Annotated in this window: 15 protein-coding genes, 1 other RNA gene and 1 riboswitch; of the genes, 8 read left to right on the top strand and 8 right to left on the bottom strand. The window is 67.6% G+C overall.

Translation table 11 applies throughout. The features are described 5' to 3' along the window. Nucleotides 1–104: 104 nt before the first annotated feature. On the bottom strand, nt 105–725 hold the full coding sequence (locus tag H4O10_RS08275) for a hypothetical protein (RefSeq protein ID WP_033834706.1): 621 nt from the start codon (nt 723–725) through the stop codon (nt 105–107). 194 nt (nt 726–919) lie between these two features. Beyond that, a riboswitch (FMN riboswitch) is annotated at nt 920–1,065 on the top strand. A gap of 74 nt (nt 1,066–1,139) precedes the next feature. Between H4O10_RS08275 and H4O10_RS08270 the strand changes: the two genes are divergently transcribed. From H4O10_RS08270 to thiL, 5 genes are all read left to right on the top strand, one after another. Then, nucleotides 1,140–1,742 carry a riboflavin synthase gene (locus tag H4O10_RS08270; RefSeq protein ID WP_033834707.1) on the top strand — a complete coding sequence of 201 codons (603 nt, stop codon included), beginning with the start codon at nt 1,140–1,142 and terminating at the stop codon, nt 1,740–1,742. After that, nucleotides 1,739–2,839 carry a 3,4-dihydroxy-2-butanone-4-phosphate synthase gene (gene ribB, locus H4O10_RS08265; RefSeq protein WP_033834708.1) on the top strand — a complete coding sequence of 367 codons (1,101 nt, stop codon included), beginning with the start codon at nt 1,739–1,741 and terminating at the stop codon, nt 2,837–2,839. Before H4O10_RS08270 ends, ribB begins: the two co-directional genes overlap by 4 nt. 193 nt (nt 2,840–3,032) lie before the next feature. Continuing rightward, the gene (gene ribH, locus H4O10_RS08260; protein ID WP_005408061.1) at nt 3,033–3,500 is read left to right on the top strand and encodes a 6,7-dimethyl-8-ribityllumazine synthase; all 468 of its coding nucleotides are present in this window, start codon (nt 3,033–3,035) and stop codon (nt 3,498–3,500) included. Beyond that, nucleotides 3,497–3,976: a transcription antitermination factor NusB gene (gene nusB / locus H4O10_RS08255; RefSeq protein ID WP_049454876.1), complete on the top strand. Its 480-nt coding sequence runs from the start codon at nt 3,497–3,499 to the stop codon at nt 3,974–3,976. The genes ribH and nusB overlap by 4 nt, the downstream gene beginning before the upstream one ends. Nucleotides 3,977–4,096: 120 nt before the next feature. After that, a complete protein-coding gene (gene thiL, locus H4O10_RS08250) occupies nt 4,097–5,059 on the top strand; it encodes a thiamine-phosphate kinase (RefSeq protein WP_065426826.1) in 963 nt (320 codons plus the stop codon). Nucleotides 5,060–5,251: 192 nt separating this feature from the next. On the opposite strand, the gene H4O10_RS08245 is transcribed toward thiL, so the two are convergent. Then, on the bottom strand, nt 5,252–5,623 hold the full coding sequence (locus H4O10_RS08245) for a DUF805 domain-containing protein (protein ID WP_033834709.1): 372 nt from the start codon (nt 5,621–5,623) through the stop codon (nt 5,252–5,254). A gap of 128 nt (nt 5,624–5,751) precedes the next feature. Further along, nucleotides 5,752–6,162 carry a hypothetical protein gene (locus tag H4O10_RS08240; protein ID WP_033834710.1) on the bottom strand — a complete coding sequence of 137 codons (411 nt, stop codon included), beginning with the start codon at nt 6,160–6,162 and terminating at the stop codon, nt 5,752–5,754. A gap of 422 nt (nt 6,163–6,584) precedes the next feature. Between H4O10_RS08240 and H4O10_RS08235 the strand changes: the two genes are divergently transcribed. Next, nucleotides 6,585–8,606, top strand: a complete 2,022-nt coding sequence (locus H4O10_RS08235) for an acyltransferase family protein (RefSeq protein ID WP_049454875.1) — start codon at nt 6,585–6,587, stop codon at nt 8,604–8,606. A gap of 227 nt (nt 8,607–8,833) precedes the next feature. Here the strand turns inward: H4O10_RS08235 and H4O10_RS08230 are convergent, their stop codons facing one another. The 4 genes from H4O10_RS08230 to H4O10_RS08215 all read right to left on the bottom strand — a co-directional run bounded on the left by H4O10_RS08230 (nt 8,834) and on the right by H4O10_RS08215 (nt 13,050). Next, nucleotides 8,834–10,219 carry an FAD-linked oxidase C-terminal domain-containing protein gene (locus H4O10_RS08230; protein WP_049454873.1) on the bottom strand — a complete coding sequence of 462 codons (1,386 nt, stop codon included), beginning with the start codon at nt 10,217–10,219 and terminating at the stop codon, nt 8,834–8,836. After that, entirely contained in the window at nt 10,216–10,860 is a 645-nt protein-coding gene (locus tag H4O10_RS08225; protein WP_049402372.1) for a metal-dependent hydrolase, read from the bottom strand. The genes H4O10_RS08230 and H4O10_RS08225 overlap by 4 nt, the downstream gene beginning before the upstream one ends. A 110-nt stretch (nt 10,861–10,970) precedes the next feature. Next, nucleotides 10,971–11,339 carry a YraN family protein gene (locus H4O10_RS08220; RefSeq protein WP_174842129.1) on the bottom strand — a complete coding sequence of 123 codons (369 nt, stop codon included), beginning with the start codon at nt 11,337–11,339 and terminating at the stop codon, nt 10,971–10,973. Further along, nucleotides 11,329–13,050 (bottom strand): penicillin-binding protein activator, encoded by a 1,722-nt coding sequence (locus tag H4O10_RS08215; protein WP_049454881.1) that lies wholly within the window; start codon nt 13,048–13,050, stop codon nt 11,329–11,331. Before H4O10_RS08215 ends, H4O10_RS08220 begins: the two co-directional genes overlap by 11 nt. An 81-nt stretch (nt 13,051–13,131) precedes the next feature. Here H4O10_RS08215 and rsmI point away from each other — a divergent pair, with 81 nt between their 5' ends. Beyond that, on the top strand, nt 13,132–13,950 hold the full coding sequence (rsmI, locus tag H4O10_RS08210; RefSeq protein ID WP_005412235.1) for a 16S rRNA (cytidine(1402)-2'-O)-methyltransferase: 819 nt from the start codon (nt 13,132–13,134) through the stop codon (nt 13,948–13,950). 155 nt (nt 13,951–14,105) lie between these two features. Continuing rightward, nucleotides 14,106–14,457, top strand: an RNA gene (gene rnpB / locus H4O10_RS08205) — RNase P RNA component class A. A 138-nt stretch (nt 14,458–14,595) separates the two neighbouring features. On the opposite strand, the gene H4O10_RS08200 is transcribed toward rnpB, so the two are convergent. Then, on the bottom strand, nt 14,596–15,075 hold the full coding sequence (locus tag H4O10_RS08200; protein WP_005412238.1) for a DM13 domain-containing protein: 480 nt from the start codon (nt 15,073–15,075) through the stop codon (nt 14,596–14,598). Nucleotides 15,076–15,299: the final 224 nt, after the last annotated feature.

Here is a 15,299-nt window from a genome sequence, read left to right as displayed (position 1 = left end):
CACACTTTCGATGGCGCGATGCAACCAGGTGACGGTGTGCAGCGGACAAAAAACGGGCCCCTTGCGGGGCCCGTTCGATCGCACGACGAGGAGCGATCGTTGGATCAGAAGCTGGCGCGCACGCCAACCGAGTACTGGGTGACGTCGCGGTAGCCGGAGATTTCGCCCACCAGACCCCAGGTCTTGGTGAAGTTGATCTGGCCGCCGACGGTGCCGACCCAGGTGCCCTTGTAGTTGTTGCCGCCGTCCATGTAACCGGCCTTGGCCCAGGCTTCGGTCATGCGCGACGGCTTGCCGCGGATGCCCATGGTGACGCGGCCCAGGTTGGTGTGGTCCTTGCCGTGGTAACGCACGCCGTCATAGCGCAGGGTCGATTCGGCGTTCTGGCGAACCCAGGCGGCATCTGCGGTGAAGTCCACGCGGTCGGTCCATGGCATGTGGTAGCCGATGCCGAGCTCCGGCTGGTTCAGTTCCAGTTTCAGCGAATCCTCGCCGTAGTGGCGGGTCTTGCTGGTACGCGACCATCCGCCGAACACGTAGACCTGTTCAGCCAGCGCGACCGAACCACGCAGGTAGCCGCCGTCGACCTTCGGGTCGTCCAGTGCGTTGTCGTCAACCTTGACCTGCGTCCAACCGCCTTCGACGTAGGTGTAGCTAAGGGCGTCGGCCGAGGCCGAGAACGGGGCGGCGGCCAGCAGGGCGGCCACGATCAGGATCTTGCGCATGGGAATTCCTGTGAATTTCAGTCCATTGGCGGGCCTGCCGTCGCGGCTGCCCGTGGCGACATCATGTCGTCCAGGGCGGAATTTTAATGAAAGTTTTACAAATTGCGAGCGACGGCCGTCACAGCTGCGGCATCCGACCCCGTTCAGCCTGGGCTGTTACACTGGTCACGCCGGTTCGCCGGTATACAAAATACAAACGTCTTCAGGGCGGGGTGCAATTCCCCACCGGCGGTAGGTGCGCAAGCACGAGCCCGCGAGCGCCCCGGCCCACGGCCGGGGGTCAGCAGATCCGGTCCAATGCCGGAGCCGACGGTCATAGTCCGGATGAAAGAAGACGGTGCCACAGGGCTCATGCCCTGCGTGCGCCTGTTTGCCTTGCGGCGTTTTTCGCTCACTTTTCGCGGAGAACGTTACTTGTTTACTGGAATCATCGAAGGCGTCGGCCGTCTGGCCGCACGCGAATCCATCGGCGGCGATGTCCGCTTCACCTTCAGTGTCGGGAATCTGCCGTTCGACAACGTGCAGATGGGCGAGAGCATTGCCATCAACGGCGTCTGTCTCACTGTCATCGCATTCGACGCCAGCAGCTTCCAGGCCGATGCCTCCACCGAGACCCTGGGCCTGACCACGCTGGGCCAGCTGGGCGAAGGGGCAGTCATCAACCTGGAGCGCGCCATGCGGCCAACCGACCGCCTCGGCGGCCATCTGGTCAGCGGCCACGTCGACGGCCTCGGCCAGGTGCTGTCCATCCACGAAGACGCGCGTGCCCAGCGTTGGCGTTTCGCCGCGCCGGCCTCGCTGCGCCGCTACATCGCCAAGAAGGGCTCGATCTGCGTGGATGGCGTCAGTCTCACCGTCAACGAAGTGGACGATGAAGGCTTCGAAGTCGCCCTCATTCCGCACACCGTGGCCAACACCGCGTTTTCCGCTACCGGCGTGGGCAGCGCGGTGAACCTGGAAATCGATCTGGTCGCTCGGTATGTCGAGCGGTTGTTGGGTGAAGGAGCCCGCGCATGAACTTCGCACCCATCCCCGAAATCCTGGAAGACATCCGCCTGGGCCGCATGGTGGTCATCGTCGATGACGAAGACCGCGAGAACGAAGGCGACCTGATCATGGCCGCCGAGCTGGTGAAGGCCAGCGACATCAATTTCATGGTCACCCACGGCCGTGGCCTGGTGTGCCTGCCGCTCACCCGCACGCGCGCGGCCGATCTGGGCCTGGCGCCGATGGTGCAGGCCAATACCGCCCAGTTCCAGACCAACTTCACGGTCAGCATCGAGGCTGCCGAGGGCGTTACCACCGGCATCTCGGCGCATGACCGCGCGCACACCATCCGCACCGCGGTGAAGCCCAATGCCAAGCCATCGGACCTGCACCAGCCGGGCCACATCTTCCCGCTGATCGCCCAGCCGGGCGGCGTGCTGACCCGCGCCGGCCACACCGAAGCCGGCGTCGACCTGGCCATGCTGGCCGGGCTGGAGCCGGCCGGTGTGCTGGTGGAGATCCTGAACCCGGATGGCAGCATGGCGCGCCGCCCGGAGCTGGAAATGTTCGCCCGCGAGCACGGGCTGAAGATGGGCTCCATCGCCGATCTGATCGCCTACCGCCTGGCCACCGAAAAGACCGTTGAACGCGTGGACGAGCGCGAGATCGACACCGAGTTCGGCCCGTTCAAGCTGGTGACCTACCGCGACCGCATCGCCCACGACATGCATTTCGCGCTGGTGCGCGGGACCCCGGATGCGGACACCCCGACCTTGGTACGCGTGCAGGTGGAAAATCCGCTGGCTGACCTGCTGCATTGGCGCCGTGACGACTTTGGCGTGGCCGCCACCGATGCCCTGCGTGCGATCGATGCCGAAGGCAGTGGCGTGATGGTGGTGCTGTCGGCCCCGCGCGACGGCGAAGCCCTGCTGGCCCGCCTGCGCCAGCAGCCGGCGCCGGTGGTGCCGGGCAAGGACAAGGATGTGGGCCAGTGGCGCCGCAATGGTGCCGGCGCGCAGATCCTGTCCGACCTGGGCCTGGGCAAGCTGCGCGTGCTGGGCACCCCCCGCCGCCAGATCGGCCTGGCCGGGTACGGCCTGGAAGTGGTGGAGACGGTGACCCTGTAATGGGTAGTGCCGGCCGCTGGCCGGCAACCGCATCCCCGGGCTTGCCGGCCAGCGGCCGGCACTACCGGTGGGTGCCGACCCCTGCCATCGGTGGATGCCGACCGTTGGTCGGCACGCCCTTGCGCGCCCGCCAGCCACGGCCGGGGTCCATCCACGCTAGAATTACCCCCTTATCGAGTCCCCCAAGCCGCATATGAGCCACTTCGAAGGCGATCTTCGCACTCCCGAATCGGCGCGCTTCGCCATCCTGGCCAGCCGCTGGAATGCCCGCATCACCGACACGCTGGTCGCTGGCGCCCGCCAGAGCCTGGCCGGCAACGGCATCACCGAAGCCAACATCGACGTGATCCGCGTGCCGGGTGCTTGGGAGCTGCCGCTGGTGGCCGCGCGCCTGGCCGCTGCCCACGAACACGCCGCCATCCTCACCCTGGGCTGCGTGATCCGTGGCGATACCCGTCATTACGAGCACGTGGCCGACCGCTGCGCTGAAGGCTTGATGCGCGTGCAGCTGGATTTCGGCGTGCCGGTGCTGAACGGCGTGCTGGCGGTGGAACGCGTTGAAGACGCCGAGGCCCGCGCAGGCGGCAGCCACGGCAACAAGGGCGAGGAAGTCGCACTCGCCGCATTGGAAATGGTCAATCTTCTGGAGCAGCTGCCATGAACAAGAACACCCAGGGCAAGCCCTCCGGTAAACCCGTCCGCCGCGATGGCGTCGATCCGGTGCTGCGCTCGCGCGCACGCCGTCGCGCGGTGCAGGCCATCTACGCCTGGCAGATCTCCGGCGGCAACGCGCAGTCGCTGATTGCCCAGTTCGCCCACGAGCAGGCCCGCGAAATCGCCGACCTGGCGTACTTCGAAGCGCTGGTGCATGGCGTGCTCGACAACCGTCGCGACATCGACGAAGCGCTCGGCCCGTACCTGGACCGTGGCATCGAGGAAGTGGACGCGATCGAACGCGCGGTGCTGCGCTTGGCCGTCTACGAGCTTCGCTACCGCCTGGACGTGCCGTACCGCGTGGTGATCAACGAGGCCATCGAATCGGCCAAGCGCTTCGGTTCCGAACATGGCCATACCTACGTCAACGGCGTGCTGGATCGTGCCGCCGTGGAATGGCGCAAGGTCGAATCGGGTCACTGACCCACCTGTGGTAGTGCCGGCCGCTGGCCGGCAGCTGCAGGGATCCTGAGGTTGCCGGCCAGCGGCCGGCACTACCGCCCACCGCGCCCTGCGCGGCACGTACAACAGCGGGAACGCCCCATGTCCCTGGCCGAATTCGCCCTCATCGACCGCATCCGCGCCCGCACCCTCGAGCGCGACGACATCCTGCTCGGCATCGGTGACGACGCCGCGCTGCTGCAGCCGCGTGCCAACGAGCAACTGGTGGTCACCGCCGATACGCTCAATAGCGGCGTGCACTTCCCGGTGGAAACCCCGGCCTTCGACATCGGCTGGAAGACCCTGGCGGTCAATCTGTCAGACCTCGCCGCGATGGGCGCGCGCCCGGCGTGGTGCACGCTGGCGCTGTCGCTGCCGGAAGCGTCTGAAGACTGGATCGAGGCTTTTGCCGATGGCTTCTTCGCCCTGGCCGACCAGCACGACATCGCGCTGATCGGTGGTGACACCACGCGCGGCCCGCTCTCGCTGTCGGTCACCGCGATGGGCCAGGTCGGGCGTGGCCAGGCGCTGCGCCGCGACCGCGCGCGGGTGGGTGATGACATCTGGGTGAGCGGCACGCTGGGCGATGCCGCCGGTGCGCTGCGGCTGTGGCAGCAGGGTGCGCTGAGCGTAACCACCGCCACGCTGCTGGCCGACTACGAAAGCCTGCGCCTGCGACTGCTGCGGCCGACGCCGCGCGTCACCCTCGGCCTGCGCCTGCGGGCCTTCGCGCACGCGGCGGTGGATGTATCCGACGGCCTGCTGGCCGACCTCGGTCATATCGCCACACGCAGCAACGTGGCCGCGCATGTGGATGCCGATTCGCTGCCGATCTCGCACGCACTGCGTGAACTGCTCGGTCGTGAGGCCGCACGCGACTGCGCACTGCGCGGGGGCGACGACTACGAGCTGTGCTTCACCGCCGCCGCCGACCAGCGCGACGCGCTGCACTACCTGGCCGAATCGCTGGACGTGCCGCTCACCCGCATCGGCCGTATTGCCGAAGGGCAGGGCGTACACGTGGACGGCGAAGCCGCCGACGGCGGCTACCAGCACTTCGCGTAGCAGCAGCGGTACTGCCCTGCTGGGTCAACCTTCGGGGTGGGGTCAGATCCCTTTGCGCCGCAAAGGGATCTGACCCCAAGTGAAGCACATCGATGTTGCTCTGGTAGGTGCCAACCTTGGTTGGCACAGAGGTGTCAGCAGCCGGTGGCAACGCCGTGCCGACCAAGGTCGACACCTACCAACGCGGGCTGGTTACACGTGTGGAACCGGCGCACCGAAGCGGTTGCCACCCGGCGTGCCGGGCAGCAGCAGAAACACCAGCAGCACCAGGCTGACGAACGGCACGAACCCCAGCAACAACCACCAGCCCGAACGATCGGTATCGTGCAGGCGGCGGATGGTGGCCGCGATGGACGGCAACACGAATGCCAGCCACATCACTACGCCCAGGCCGGTGACGACCAGCGCCAGGCGCTGCGAACCGCTGTAGCCGGCATAGAAGCTCAGCAGATACAGCGGGATCGAAATGATCATGATGAACAACTGGAACCACCAGAATTCGCTGCGGCCTGCGCGGCCAGTGAACTGCGCATAGCGGGTGAGCGGAACCATCATCTTGTGCATCGAAACACTCCCTGAAAAGAAGTGCGCACCATTGGTGCTCCTGTGATGATGAGCCATCGGAATCGTTGCAATTGCGCGCAGCGTGCAACTGAACTGAGCGCTCACCCGCACTTCTCTTCGTCGGATGCTCACGCCGCCCGCAGCTGCACATCCACGTACTCGGCCAGCCCACGGCAGGCCAGCAGCAGCCCTTCGCGCGCGCCGTCATCCATGTGCTGGTCGATATCCCCGTCCACGCGGACGCGTTCGGTGGCGTGCAGCAGTTCCAGCAGGAAACTCAGCCCCGCATTGGCGCGGTCGATGCGCGCCAGGGCCAGGCGCTGCCCGGGCGTGCGGTTGTTGCCGGGCCATGGTTGGCCATCGGCGGCGTCGCCCTGGCGGATGTGCTGCAGGCAGGCCTGCAGGGTAATGGCCCCGGCACTGTTACCGCTCTGCAGCGCGACGAAGGTGTCTTCCAGCGTGCGGGCCAGGTCATCGGGCAGGCGCGTGGCGGCCTCGCCCAAGGTGGCGAACAGGTGCGGGTAGGGGGAATCGGTCATGGCGGCGTCCCTGTGCAAGCAGTAAGGGGCCACCCTGCTTAACAGCGAGGGTGGCGGACGGTGCGTGGTTCCAATACCGGAGGTCGATGTAGAAGCGCCGGCGGGCACGAGGCCCCCACGCACCGCCCGCCATGTAAGCGCGGACAGAATGCCTGCCGACGCCACCCAACAAGGAAAGAGCGGCGCCGGCAGGCAAGCGTAACCAACACATCAACCTAACGGGATTGGAAGCCCGTGCCACCCGTTGTCGGTGGCGCTAGATGATTTGCATGCAGTGCCACGTATGCCAATGAGAAAGATTGGAAATTCGAAAACGTTGCAGACGTGCGGCGCGCCGTCAGTGTGGTGATTACGACATTCCCGCAGGGGCGAACTGGGACCGGAGCTGAACCATGTCCCGCCCTGTCGCGATCGTCCATTGAATGACTGCGCAAACGGTGGCGATGCTGCCGGATCGCTCGCTGCCGGTCACCCGCATGTCTGCTCCCGAACGTTCCCACAACGTTGCCATCGATGGCCTGCGTGCATTGGCGGTGCTGGCCGTCATCCTGTTTCACACCAACGCAGCCTGGTTACCGGGTGGCTTCACCGGTGTGGACCTGTTTTTCGTGATCTCCGGCTTTGTGATCAGCCAGTCGTTGGCCACACGCGTCCATGCGTCACTGGGCGCGATGCTGCTCGACTTCTACCGGCGCCGCGTGCTGCGCCTGTTGCCGGCGCTGCTGGTCATGCTGGTGGCCACCTTCATACTGTCTGCGCTGTTCATTCCCCGTGCGTGGCGCAATGAACAGTTCGACCAGACCGGCTGGGCCGCGCTGGTCGGCTTCAGCAACATCGTGCTGGCTGGCCAGCAGGACGATTACTTCTCACCCGGCGCCGAACTCAACCCGTTCCTGCACACGTGGACGCTGGGCGTGGAGGAGCAGTTCTACCTGGTCTTCCCGCTGCTGTTCTTCGTCTGGCTGCGCGGGCGTGAGCGCTGGCCGTGGTCGCGTTGGCTGTTGCCGGGGCTCACCGTGCTGTCGCTGGCGTGGGCGGGCTGGCAGGCGCAGACGGCACCAGCGGCAGCGTTCTATCTGCTGCCGGCGCGGTTCTGGGAGCTGGCTGCGGGCGCGCTGCTGTACCAGTGGATGCGTACTCGTACGCCGGGCCAGAACGGTGGTGCGGTTGCAGCGGCCGGCCTGACGCTGCTGGCCGCAGGCGTGGTGATCGCCCCGCAGCTGGCGATGCCGGTGCCGGGTGTGCTGGCCACCGTGGCCGGTACCCTGCTGCTGTTGGCAAGCGTGTCGGCGCCGGGGACATCGCGCCTCGCCCGCGCGCTGGGCTGCGCACCGCTGGCCTACCTGGGCCGGTTGTCCTATTCGCTGTACCTGTGGCATTGGCCGCTGCTGGTGCTGCTGCGCTGGACCTACGGCCTGCACGGTGCCGCGCTGTGGCTGTACCCGGTGTTGCTGCTGGCGGTATCAGCTGCGTCGTATCACTTCATCGAGCGTCCGCTGCGCAGTGCGGCGCCGCTGCTGCGCCTGGCACCGGCCAAGGTGCTGGCGATGGCGTTGCCGGTGGTGGCGCTGTGTGGTGCGGGTGCCTGGGCCACCGTGGAGTACCACGAGCAGGTCTCGCTGAGCGTTACCCGTGACGGCTATGCATGGCAGGCGCGTCGCTACCCCGCGTGGCGCCCATTGGAGCCGGTGAGTGCGCCGGCGCTTGAAGGACGGCGCCTGTTCGTGTCCGGCGATTCGCACGCGGCGGCGTATCGCACCATGACCAGCATGGTCGCGCGCCAGACCGGCATGGAGGTGCGCCAGCAGGATCGCGGCGGCTGCAGCTTCGTCAATCTGCTGCGGGCCAGTCCAGCCGATTGCCAGGAGTTCATTGAGCACACGCTGTCGACCATCGAGCGCGAGGCACGCCCGGGTGACATCGTGCTGCTGGCGGCCTTGCGCATGCCGGAGCTGCGCGGATTCGACTGGCGGCGGCAGGATGCACAGGAAATCTATCGTCAACTGCTGGCCGAGCGCACGCCCGCGCATGCACAAGCTGCACGCGATGAAGCCGATCGAGTGCTGGGGCGTTTGCAGAAGCTGGGTGTGCACGTGGTTGTGGATGCGCCGCTGCCGTTGTTCAAGGCCGGTGCGTACCGCTGTTCGGACTGGTTCAACCGCCGCAACCCGGCCTGTGCCGGTGGCCTGAGCATGCCGCGCGCCGACCTGGAAAGGCTGCGCGCGCCGCAGATGGCGTTGCTGTCCGAACTGGCGGTGCGCTATCCATCGCTGACGGTGTGGGATCCGCTGCCGCTGCTGTGCGGGCCAACGACCTGTTCGGCGGTGAAAGACGGGGAGCCGCTGTTCTTCGACAACGATCACCTGAGCGGGCATGGCAACCGCGTGCTGTTGCCCAGCTTCCGGCAGACCCTGATCGATATTGCAGGCGACACGCCGGTGTAGAGCCGAGCCCACGCTCGGCTTGCGCGCGGTGCGGGCTTCATCGCGATGTGGCCGAAGCGGGGCCGAGCATGGCTCGGCTCCACAGGAGTGTGAGGGTGAACGACACGTGGTTGTAGAGCCGAGCCCACGCTCGGCTCGCGCGCGCAGCGCGGGCTTCATCGCGATCTGGTCGAAGAGCCGCCGAGCATGGGCTCGGCTCTACAGGAGTGCGAAGGAATGTGCGCGGTCTATGCCGGCGGCAGCACCTTGCCCGGGTTGAGGATGCCGTCCGGGTCCAGTGCGGCCTTGATCGCGCGCATCGCCGTCAGCGTTTCCGGGGTGAAAGCCTGTGCCATGAAATCGCGCTTGGCCAGGCCAATGCCATGTTCGCCGGACAATGTGCCACCCAATGCCAGGGTCAGCTCGAAGATCTTTGGCAACGCGGCATGCGCGCGCGTGTTTTCGTCGGCATCCTCCGGGTGGTAGAGGATGTTGACGTGCAGGTTGCCGTTGCCGGCATGGCCGAAGGTGACGATGGTGAGTCTGTAGTCACGCGCCAGTGCCTGCACGCCGGCTACCAGCTCCGGAATGCGCGACACCGGGACCACAACGTCTTCATTGATCTTGCCCGGCGCAACGCTGCGCAGCGCGGGCGACAGCGCCTTGCGTGCGGCCCACAGCTGGTCGCGCGCGCGGCCCTCCATCGCCACGTCCAGCTCGATCATGCCGTCGCCTTCGGCGGCACTGGCCAGTGCCTGCAGCAGATAAGGCAGGGTGTCGTGGTCACCATCGGCCTCGACCAGCAGCATCGCGCCTGCCTCCGGCACATCGGCACCATTCAGCCGCAGCAGCTCCAGGCTGCGCGCGTCCATGAATTCCAGGCGGGTGGGTACCACCGGCTGCGACATCAACCGCGACACGCCGGCCGCAGCAGCATCGGCATCGCGGTACAGCACGCGCAGGCCGGCCTGGCTGACCGGCAGCGGGGTCAGTTTCAGCGTGGCTTCCACGATCAGTGCCAGCGTGCCTTCGCTGCCCACCAGCAGATGGGTGAGGTCGTAGCCGGTGGCGTCCTTGGTGTAGGCACCACCGCAGCGGATCACCTCACCGGTGCCGGTCACCGCCACCAGGCCCAGTACGTTGTCGCGGCTGGTGCCGTACTTTACCGCGCGCGGGCCGCCCGCATTGCAGGCCAGGTTGCCGCCGACGCTGCAGATCTCCGCACTGGACGGGTCCGGTGCCCAGAAGAGGCCGTGCGGGGCCAGTGCCTGCTGCAGGGCGCCATTGAGCACGCCCGGTTGCACCACCGCGCAGCGATCGCCGGCGCGGATCTCGACGATGCGGTCCATGCGGGTGAACGACAGCACGATGCTGCCGGGCAGCGGCACGGCTGCGCCGGTGGTGCCAGTGCCGGCGCCACGTGCGACCAGAACCACGCCATACGCGCGGCAGGCACGCACCAACGCCTGCACCTGTTCGATGCTGGCGGGCAGCGCGACGGCAGCGGGGCGCTGGTGGCGCCACGAGTTGTCTTGCGCGTTCGCCTCCAGCGCGTTGTCATCCATGCGCCAGCCATCGGCACCCAGCAGGGCGGACAGTTCGGCAACCAGGGCTGCAGGCAGGGCAGGACTCATGACGGATCTCGTGGGGCAGCAGGAGCGGGTTGGATCAGTTTCCAGGTGACAACGGCGCCAGCCAGTGGCAGCCACACCCAGCGCAGTTCCGACAGCAGGGTGGCCAGGCCGCGCGCGCTGAAGAACTGTGGGGCGAACGGTGAAACGCGGATCGGTCGCCACGGCGCGAAGAAGCGTTGTTCGCTCCAGGGCCAGGCGAGGGCCACGCCGAGGCCGCCCGAGGTCATCGCATCCAGCAGCGGGTGGCTGGCAGCGCAGATGAAGACGAACACTGCCGCCTGCACGGTAGATGCCACCGTTGGCCGCGCCCAGGTAGGTGCCAACCTTGGTTGGCACGAAACCGCCGACCAAGGTCGGCGACTACCGGGCCTGTGTGGTGCCGACCAAGATCGGCGGTTACCAAAGAACGCCGGCACCGCGGCCAATGCCGCCAGCATGCCGGCAAACAGCAGCGAATGGCTGGCGCCGCGATGGCCGAACGCATCGGCGTAGGGAATGTGCAGCGCGAAGGCCAGTACATCGGCATCGGGCAGCATCGCTGCAATCACGCCGGCCGCCAGCAGGTGCGGCGGGATGCGGCCGCGATCAGCGGCGCACCACAGCGCCAGCGGCACGGCAGCATGGGTGATGATCGAAGGCATCAGTCACACACCGTGGTCGTGCCGGCCTGGCTGCGCGCTGGCAGGTGCCAACCTTGGTTGGCACAGAAGCGCCGACCAGGGTCGGCCTCTACCAGAGCGGACGGTACCCATCAGCAATCATCCAGCCGGAACGCATCACGCAGCCACCGCAGCTGCGGCGGCTCGCCGGTGGCGTCGACCACATCAAAACGGCAGGGTGCATCGGCCAGCGCCGGGTTGTCCTGCAGGTACAGCTGCGCGGCGTGCGCCAGGCGTCGGCACTTGCGCACATCCACCGAAGCGGCACCGCCACCGAAATCCGATCGCGCGCGATAGCGCACTTCCACGAACACCACGGTGCCGGCATCGTCCATCACAAGGTCCAGTTCACCGCCGCGATAGCGCACGTTGCGCGCACGCGGCTGCAGTCCCGCCTGTTGCAGATGCTGCTCGGCGGCGGCTTCCACCGCCGAGCCCCGTTGGCTGCGCTCAGCGACCACCGGCGATCGGCATCGGCCGGCCGCCATTGAAGGTGGACCAGGCCGGCTGGCGCAGGATGTTGCCGTTGCTGTCCAGGAACAGGGTGCCGGTGGCACCGTCCAGGCCGCCTTCGTTGGACAGCTTGTCCAGATAGGCAGTGATCTTCCAGGCATCGGCGCCGAAAGCGAACAGGCGGCCGGCTGCACCGCGTGCGCTGGGCAGGGTGCTGGCGACCTGGCTGGCCGACGGCAGGCCCGACACGCTGCGCACGTTCCAGGCTTCGTTCGGGTAGACGATGCCGTCCAGCGCCACGTCTTCTTCCACCTTGCCGCTGCCGATGGTCAGTTGCGAGGTGCCGACGCGGGTGGCGCCGCCGGCACCGGCCAGCGCCAGCTGCGGTGCCAGCAGGCGCGCCTGCGGCGCACGCACGGCGAGGAACACGGCATCGACCTGGCCGGCATTGCGCACCTGCGCACCGACATCGCCGACTGCATCGCTGACGCCGATGGTGGCCACCACCTGGCCGCCACGCTGGGCGAAGCGCTGGGCGAAGGCGGCGGCGGCACGGCGGCCGGTATCGTCGGCGCTGTTGATCACCAGCGCCTTGCCGCGCTCGCGACCACGCAGGTATTCAGCGGCGACGATGCCGTCATCTTCCGGTGCCAGCGAGAAACCGGCGCTGCCGGCCGGCGGCGCATCCTTGCCACGGTTCAGCGCCAGCACCGGCACCTGCAGCTGCTTACGGCCGTACACCGCATCCACTTCGTCGCGGCCCAGCGGGCCGACCACGAAGTCGGCACCGGAGGCCACGGCCTTGTCATAGGCGGCGAGGGCACCGGCCGGGGTACCGGCGGTGTCGATGAAGTTGATGTCCGGGCGGCGGCGGGTCTCGCCGTAGTACGCGGCCAGCAGGCCATCGCGCACCGGCTGCGCGGCGGTGGCCAGGCGGCCGCTGAGCGGCAGCAGCACGGCCAGCTTGGCCGGCGGGCGGTAACCGTCGCTCATCGCCGGCGGGCGCTTGCTGGTGTCGAACTGGGTGGCGCCATCGCGGTCGAACGGTCGCGGCAGCGGCAGGCCGCGTGCGATCAGTGCGCGGCCGGCGAAGTTGTACAGCGGGTCGTTGGCCGGCAGGGCGGCGGCACGACTGCGCAGGGTGGCGTCGTCGAGGGTACCGAGCAGGCCGGCGATGGCGGCCTGGTTCTCGCTGCGCGCACTGCCGGTCAGGCTGGCATGGGCGCGGGCACGTTCGGTGGCGGCGCCGAAGGCATCGCCGGTGCCCTGCAGCGCAGTGGCGCGGGCCAGATACCAGCGCGTCCGCAGTGCCGGCAGCACGTTGTCGCCGTGGTCCTTCAGCAGGGCCAGGGCCTGCCCCGGCTGCTTGTCGGCCAGCGCCAGCTCGGCACCGGTCAACTGGTAGCGCTGCAGGCTGGCGCCGGTCAGCTGGCGGGCGGTGAGCTGACCCAGCAGGCTGCGCGCGCGGGCGCTGTCGCCGGCCAGGTGCCAGGCCCAGGCCGCATCGGCCAGGGCATTGGTGCGGGCTCCGCCGCGCAGGGTGGCAGCAAGGCCTTCCAACTGCAGTGCGGCGTCGCGCGGCTTGCCCTGGTCGATCAGCGCCAGCGCCTGGCTCTGGGCCGGCGATTCGGGCGCGCTGGTCAAGCTGGTGGTGGCACAGCCGGCCAGCAGCATCAACGACAGCGACAGGGCGGAGATCCGTGCGGCGGGCTTGTTCATGATCGGGTCCATGCGATGAGGGCAGCGGCCTTGGCCGGGTACACGCTACGATTCTACCCTTGCCCCGTGAGTACCGCTGAAATGAGTGTGCCAACCCTGTACGTCGTCGCCACCCCGATCGGCAACCTGGCCGATCTGAGCCCGCGCGCGCAGGAGGTGCTGCGCTCGGTGGCGGCCATCTGTGCCGAAGACACCCGCCGCAGTGGCCAGCTGCTTTCCCATTTCGGCATCCAGCAGCCATTGGTGGCCCTGCACGAACACAATGAAGAGGCCCTGGCCCAGCGCTTGGTGTCGCGCCTGCAAGCCGGCGAATCGCTGGCGCTGGTCAGCGATGCTGGCACCCCGCTGGTCAGTGACCCCGGTTTCCGTCTGGTGCGTGCCGCGCGTGCGGCGGGCATCAAGGTCAGCCCGATTCCCGGCGCCTGTGCCGCCATCGCCGCGCTGAGCGTGGCCGGCCTGCCCAGTGACCGCTTCAGCTTCGAGGGTTTCCTGCCGGCCAAGGCCAGCGGCCGCCGCGACCGCCTGCAGGCGCTGGCCGGTGAAGTACGCACGATGGTGTTCTACGAATCCTCGCATCGCATCGCCGAGTCGCTGGCGGACATGGCGGCGATCTTCGGCGGCGAACGCCCTGCGGTGCTGGCGCGTGAGCTGACCAAGCTGTTCGAGACCGTGCTCGATGGCGACCTGGCCGGACTGCTGGCGAAGGTGGAAGCTGACGAAAACCAGCGCAAGGGCGAGTTCGTGGTGATGGTGCAGGGCGCTGGCGACGATGAAGAAGCGCAGCTGGCGCATGGCCGCCGCGTCTACGCCAAGCTGAGCGAGCATCTGCCGCCGTCGACTGCGGCGAAGCTGGCGGCAGAGTTGACCGGTGCACCGCGCAAGGCGTTGTACGGCAGTTGATGGATCGTGCGGACCAAGGTCCGCACCCACCAGAGCGGAATCCGCACCCACCAGAGCAGCGGAATCGGTAGATCCACGCCATGCGTGGATGGATGAACCGGATGCCGCGATCAGCACGGCAGGAAGGGCGCGCGTAGGCTAGAATGTGCGCTGGCGGAGCCGGCCAGACAGTCGCGTCATCCCTTCGGGGGTGCCGAGGAAAGTCCGGGCTCCATAGGGCAAGGTGCCAGGTAACGCCTGGGCGGCGCAAGCCGACGGAAAGTGCAACAGAAAGATACCGCCTACGTCTTCTTCGGAAGGCCGGTAAGGGTGAAATGGTGCGGTAAGAGCGCACCGCGAGTCTGGCAACAGACCGGCACGGCAAACCCCACCTGGAGCAAGACCAAATAGGGATCCTTTGGCGCGGCCCGCGTTGGATCCGGGTAGGTTGCTTGAGCGTTGCGGTGACGTAACGCCTAGAGGAATGACTGTCCACGACAGAACCCGGCTTATCGGCCGGCTCCGCCTCTTTCTTCTACATGCGTGCTTCCATATGCGTGAACCGCGCATCGGTAGTGCCGGCCGCTGGCCGGCAGCTTCACGCTGCCAGCAGCGGCGGACAGAATACCGGCCAGCGGCCGTCACTACCTCGACGTCGCGCGGTCTTCAACCCGGCGTACGGTACTGCCCGGCGGAGATGAACTGCTCGAACCGTTCACACCACACCACCACGGTGGTGTAGTCGTCCACGTCCACGTTCGCAGGCACCTCCACCAGGAAGCGGTTGAACGTCTTCACCTCGCCGATGCGCTGGGCCTGCGCCTTGATCTTCAGGAAATCGGCCTTGTTGTCGACAAAGTCGCGGACCAGGTAGACCTTGTAGTCCGGCCCCGGGCCCATCTTGCCGTCGAACGCGACCTGGCGGGCGCTGACGCTGACGTTGCCTTCGGCCCAGTGCACCGCGTCGCTGCCCTTGAGGTCGCGACGGAAGGTGGTGTGGTAGCGGGCGTCGCCCATCGCCGCCTGCACCTTCGCGACCGGCGGGTCATCGGGAGCGATCAGGATCGGCAGCAGGTAGATGCCCAGGCCGAAGCCCAGGCCGAGGGTGAGCAGGTGGGTGGCGAGCAGGATGAGGGTACGGCGCATGGGGCCTCCATGTGGATGTGGATCGCGCGGCATGGCGCCGGGCATGAGCACCTTGGGAGGTTGCGGGCGGCATTTATAGACACAGTGCGAGACGCAAAAGGGGCACAGTGGGATGACCTCAGCGGCGCAGGCCCTGTGGCGCGGGCGAGAAGGCGCTGCGCCGGGAAGCTGAATGACGCCGTTGGCAGTCCTGGAGCAGGTAGTGCCGGCCGCTGGCCGGCAGC

This window comes from Stenotrophomonas sp. I18B00994 (genome assembly GCF_014145825.1).
Classification (GTDB): Bacteria; Pseudomonadota; Gammaproteobacteria; order Xanthomonadales; family Xanthomonadaceae; genus Stenotrophomonas; species Stenotrophomonas maltophilia.
This window is presented reverse-complemented; position numbering and strand designations above follow the sequence as displayed.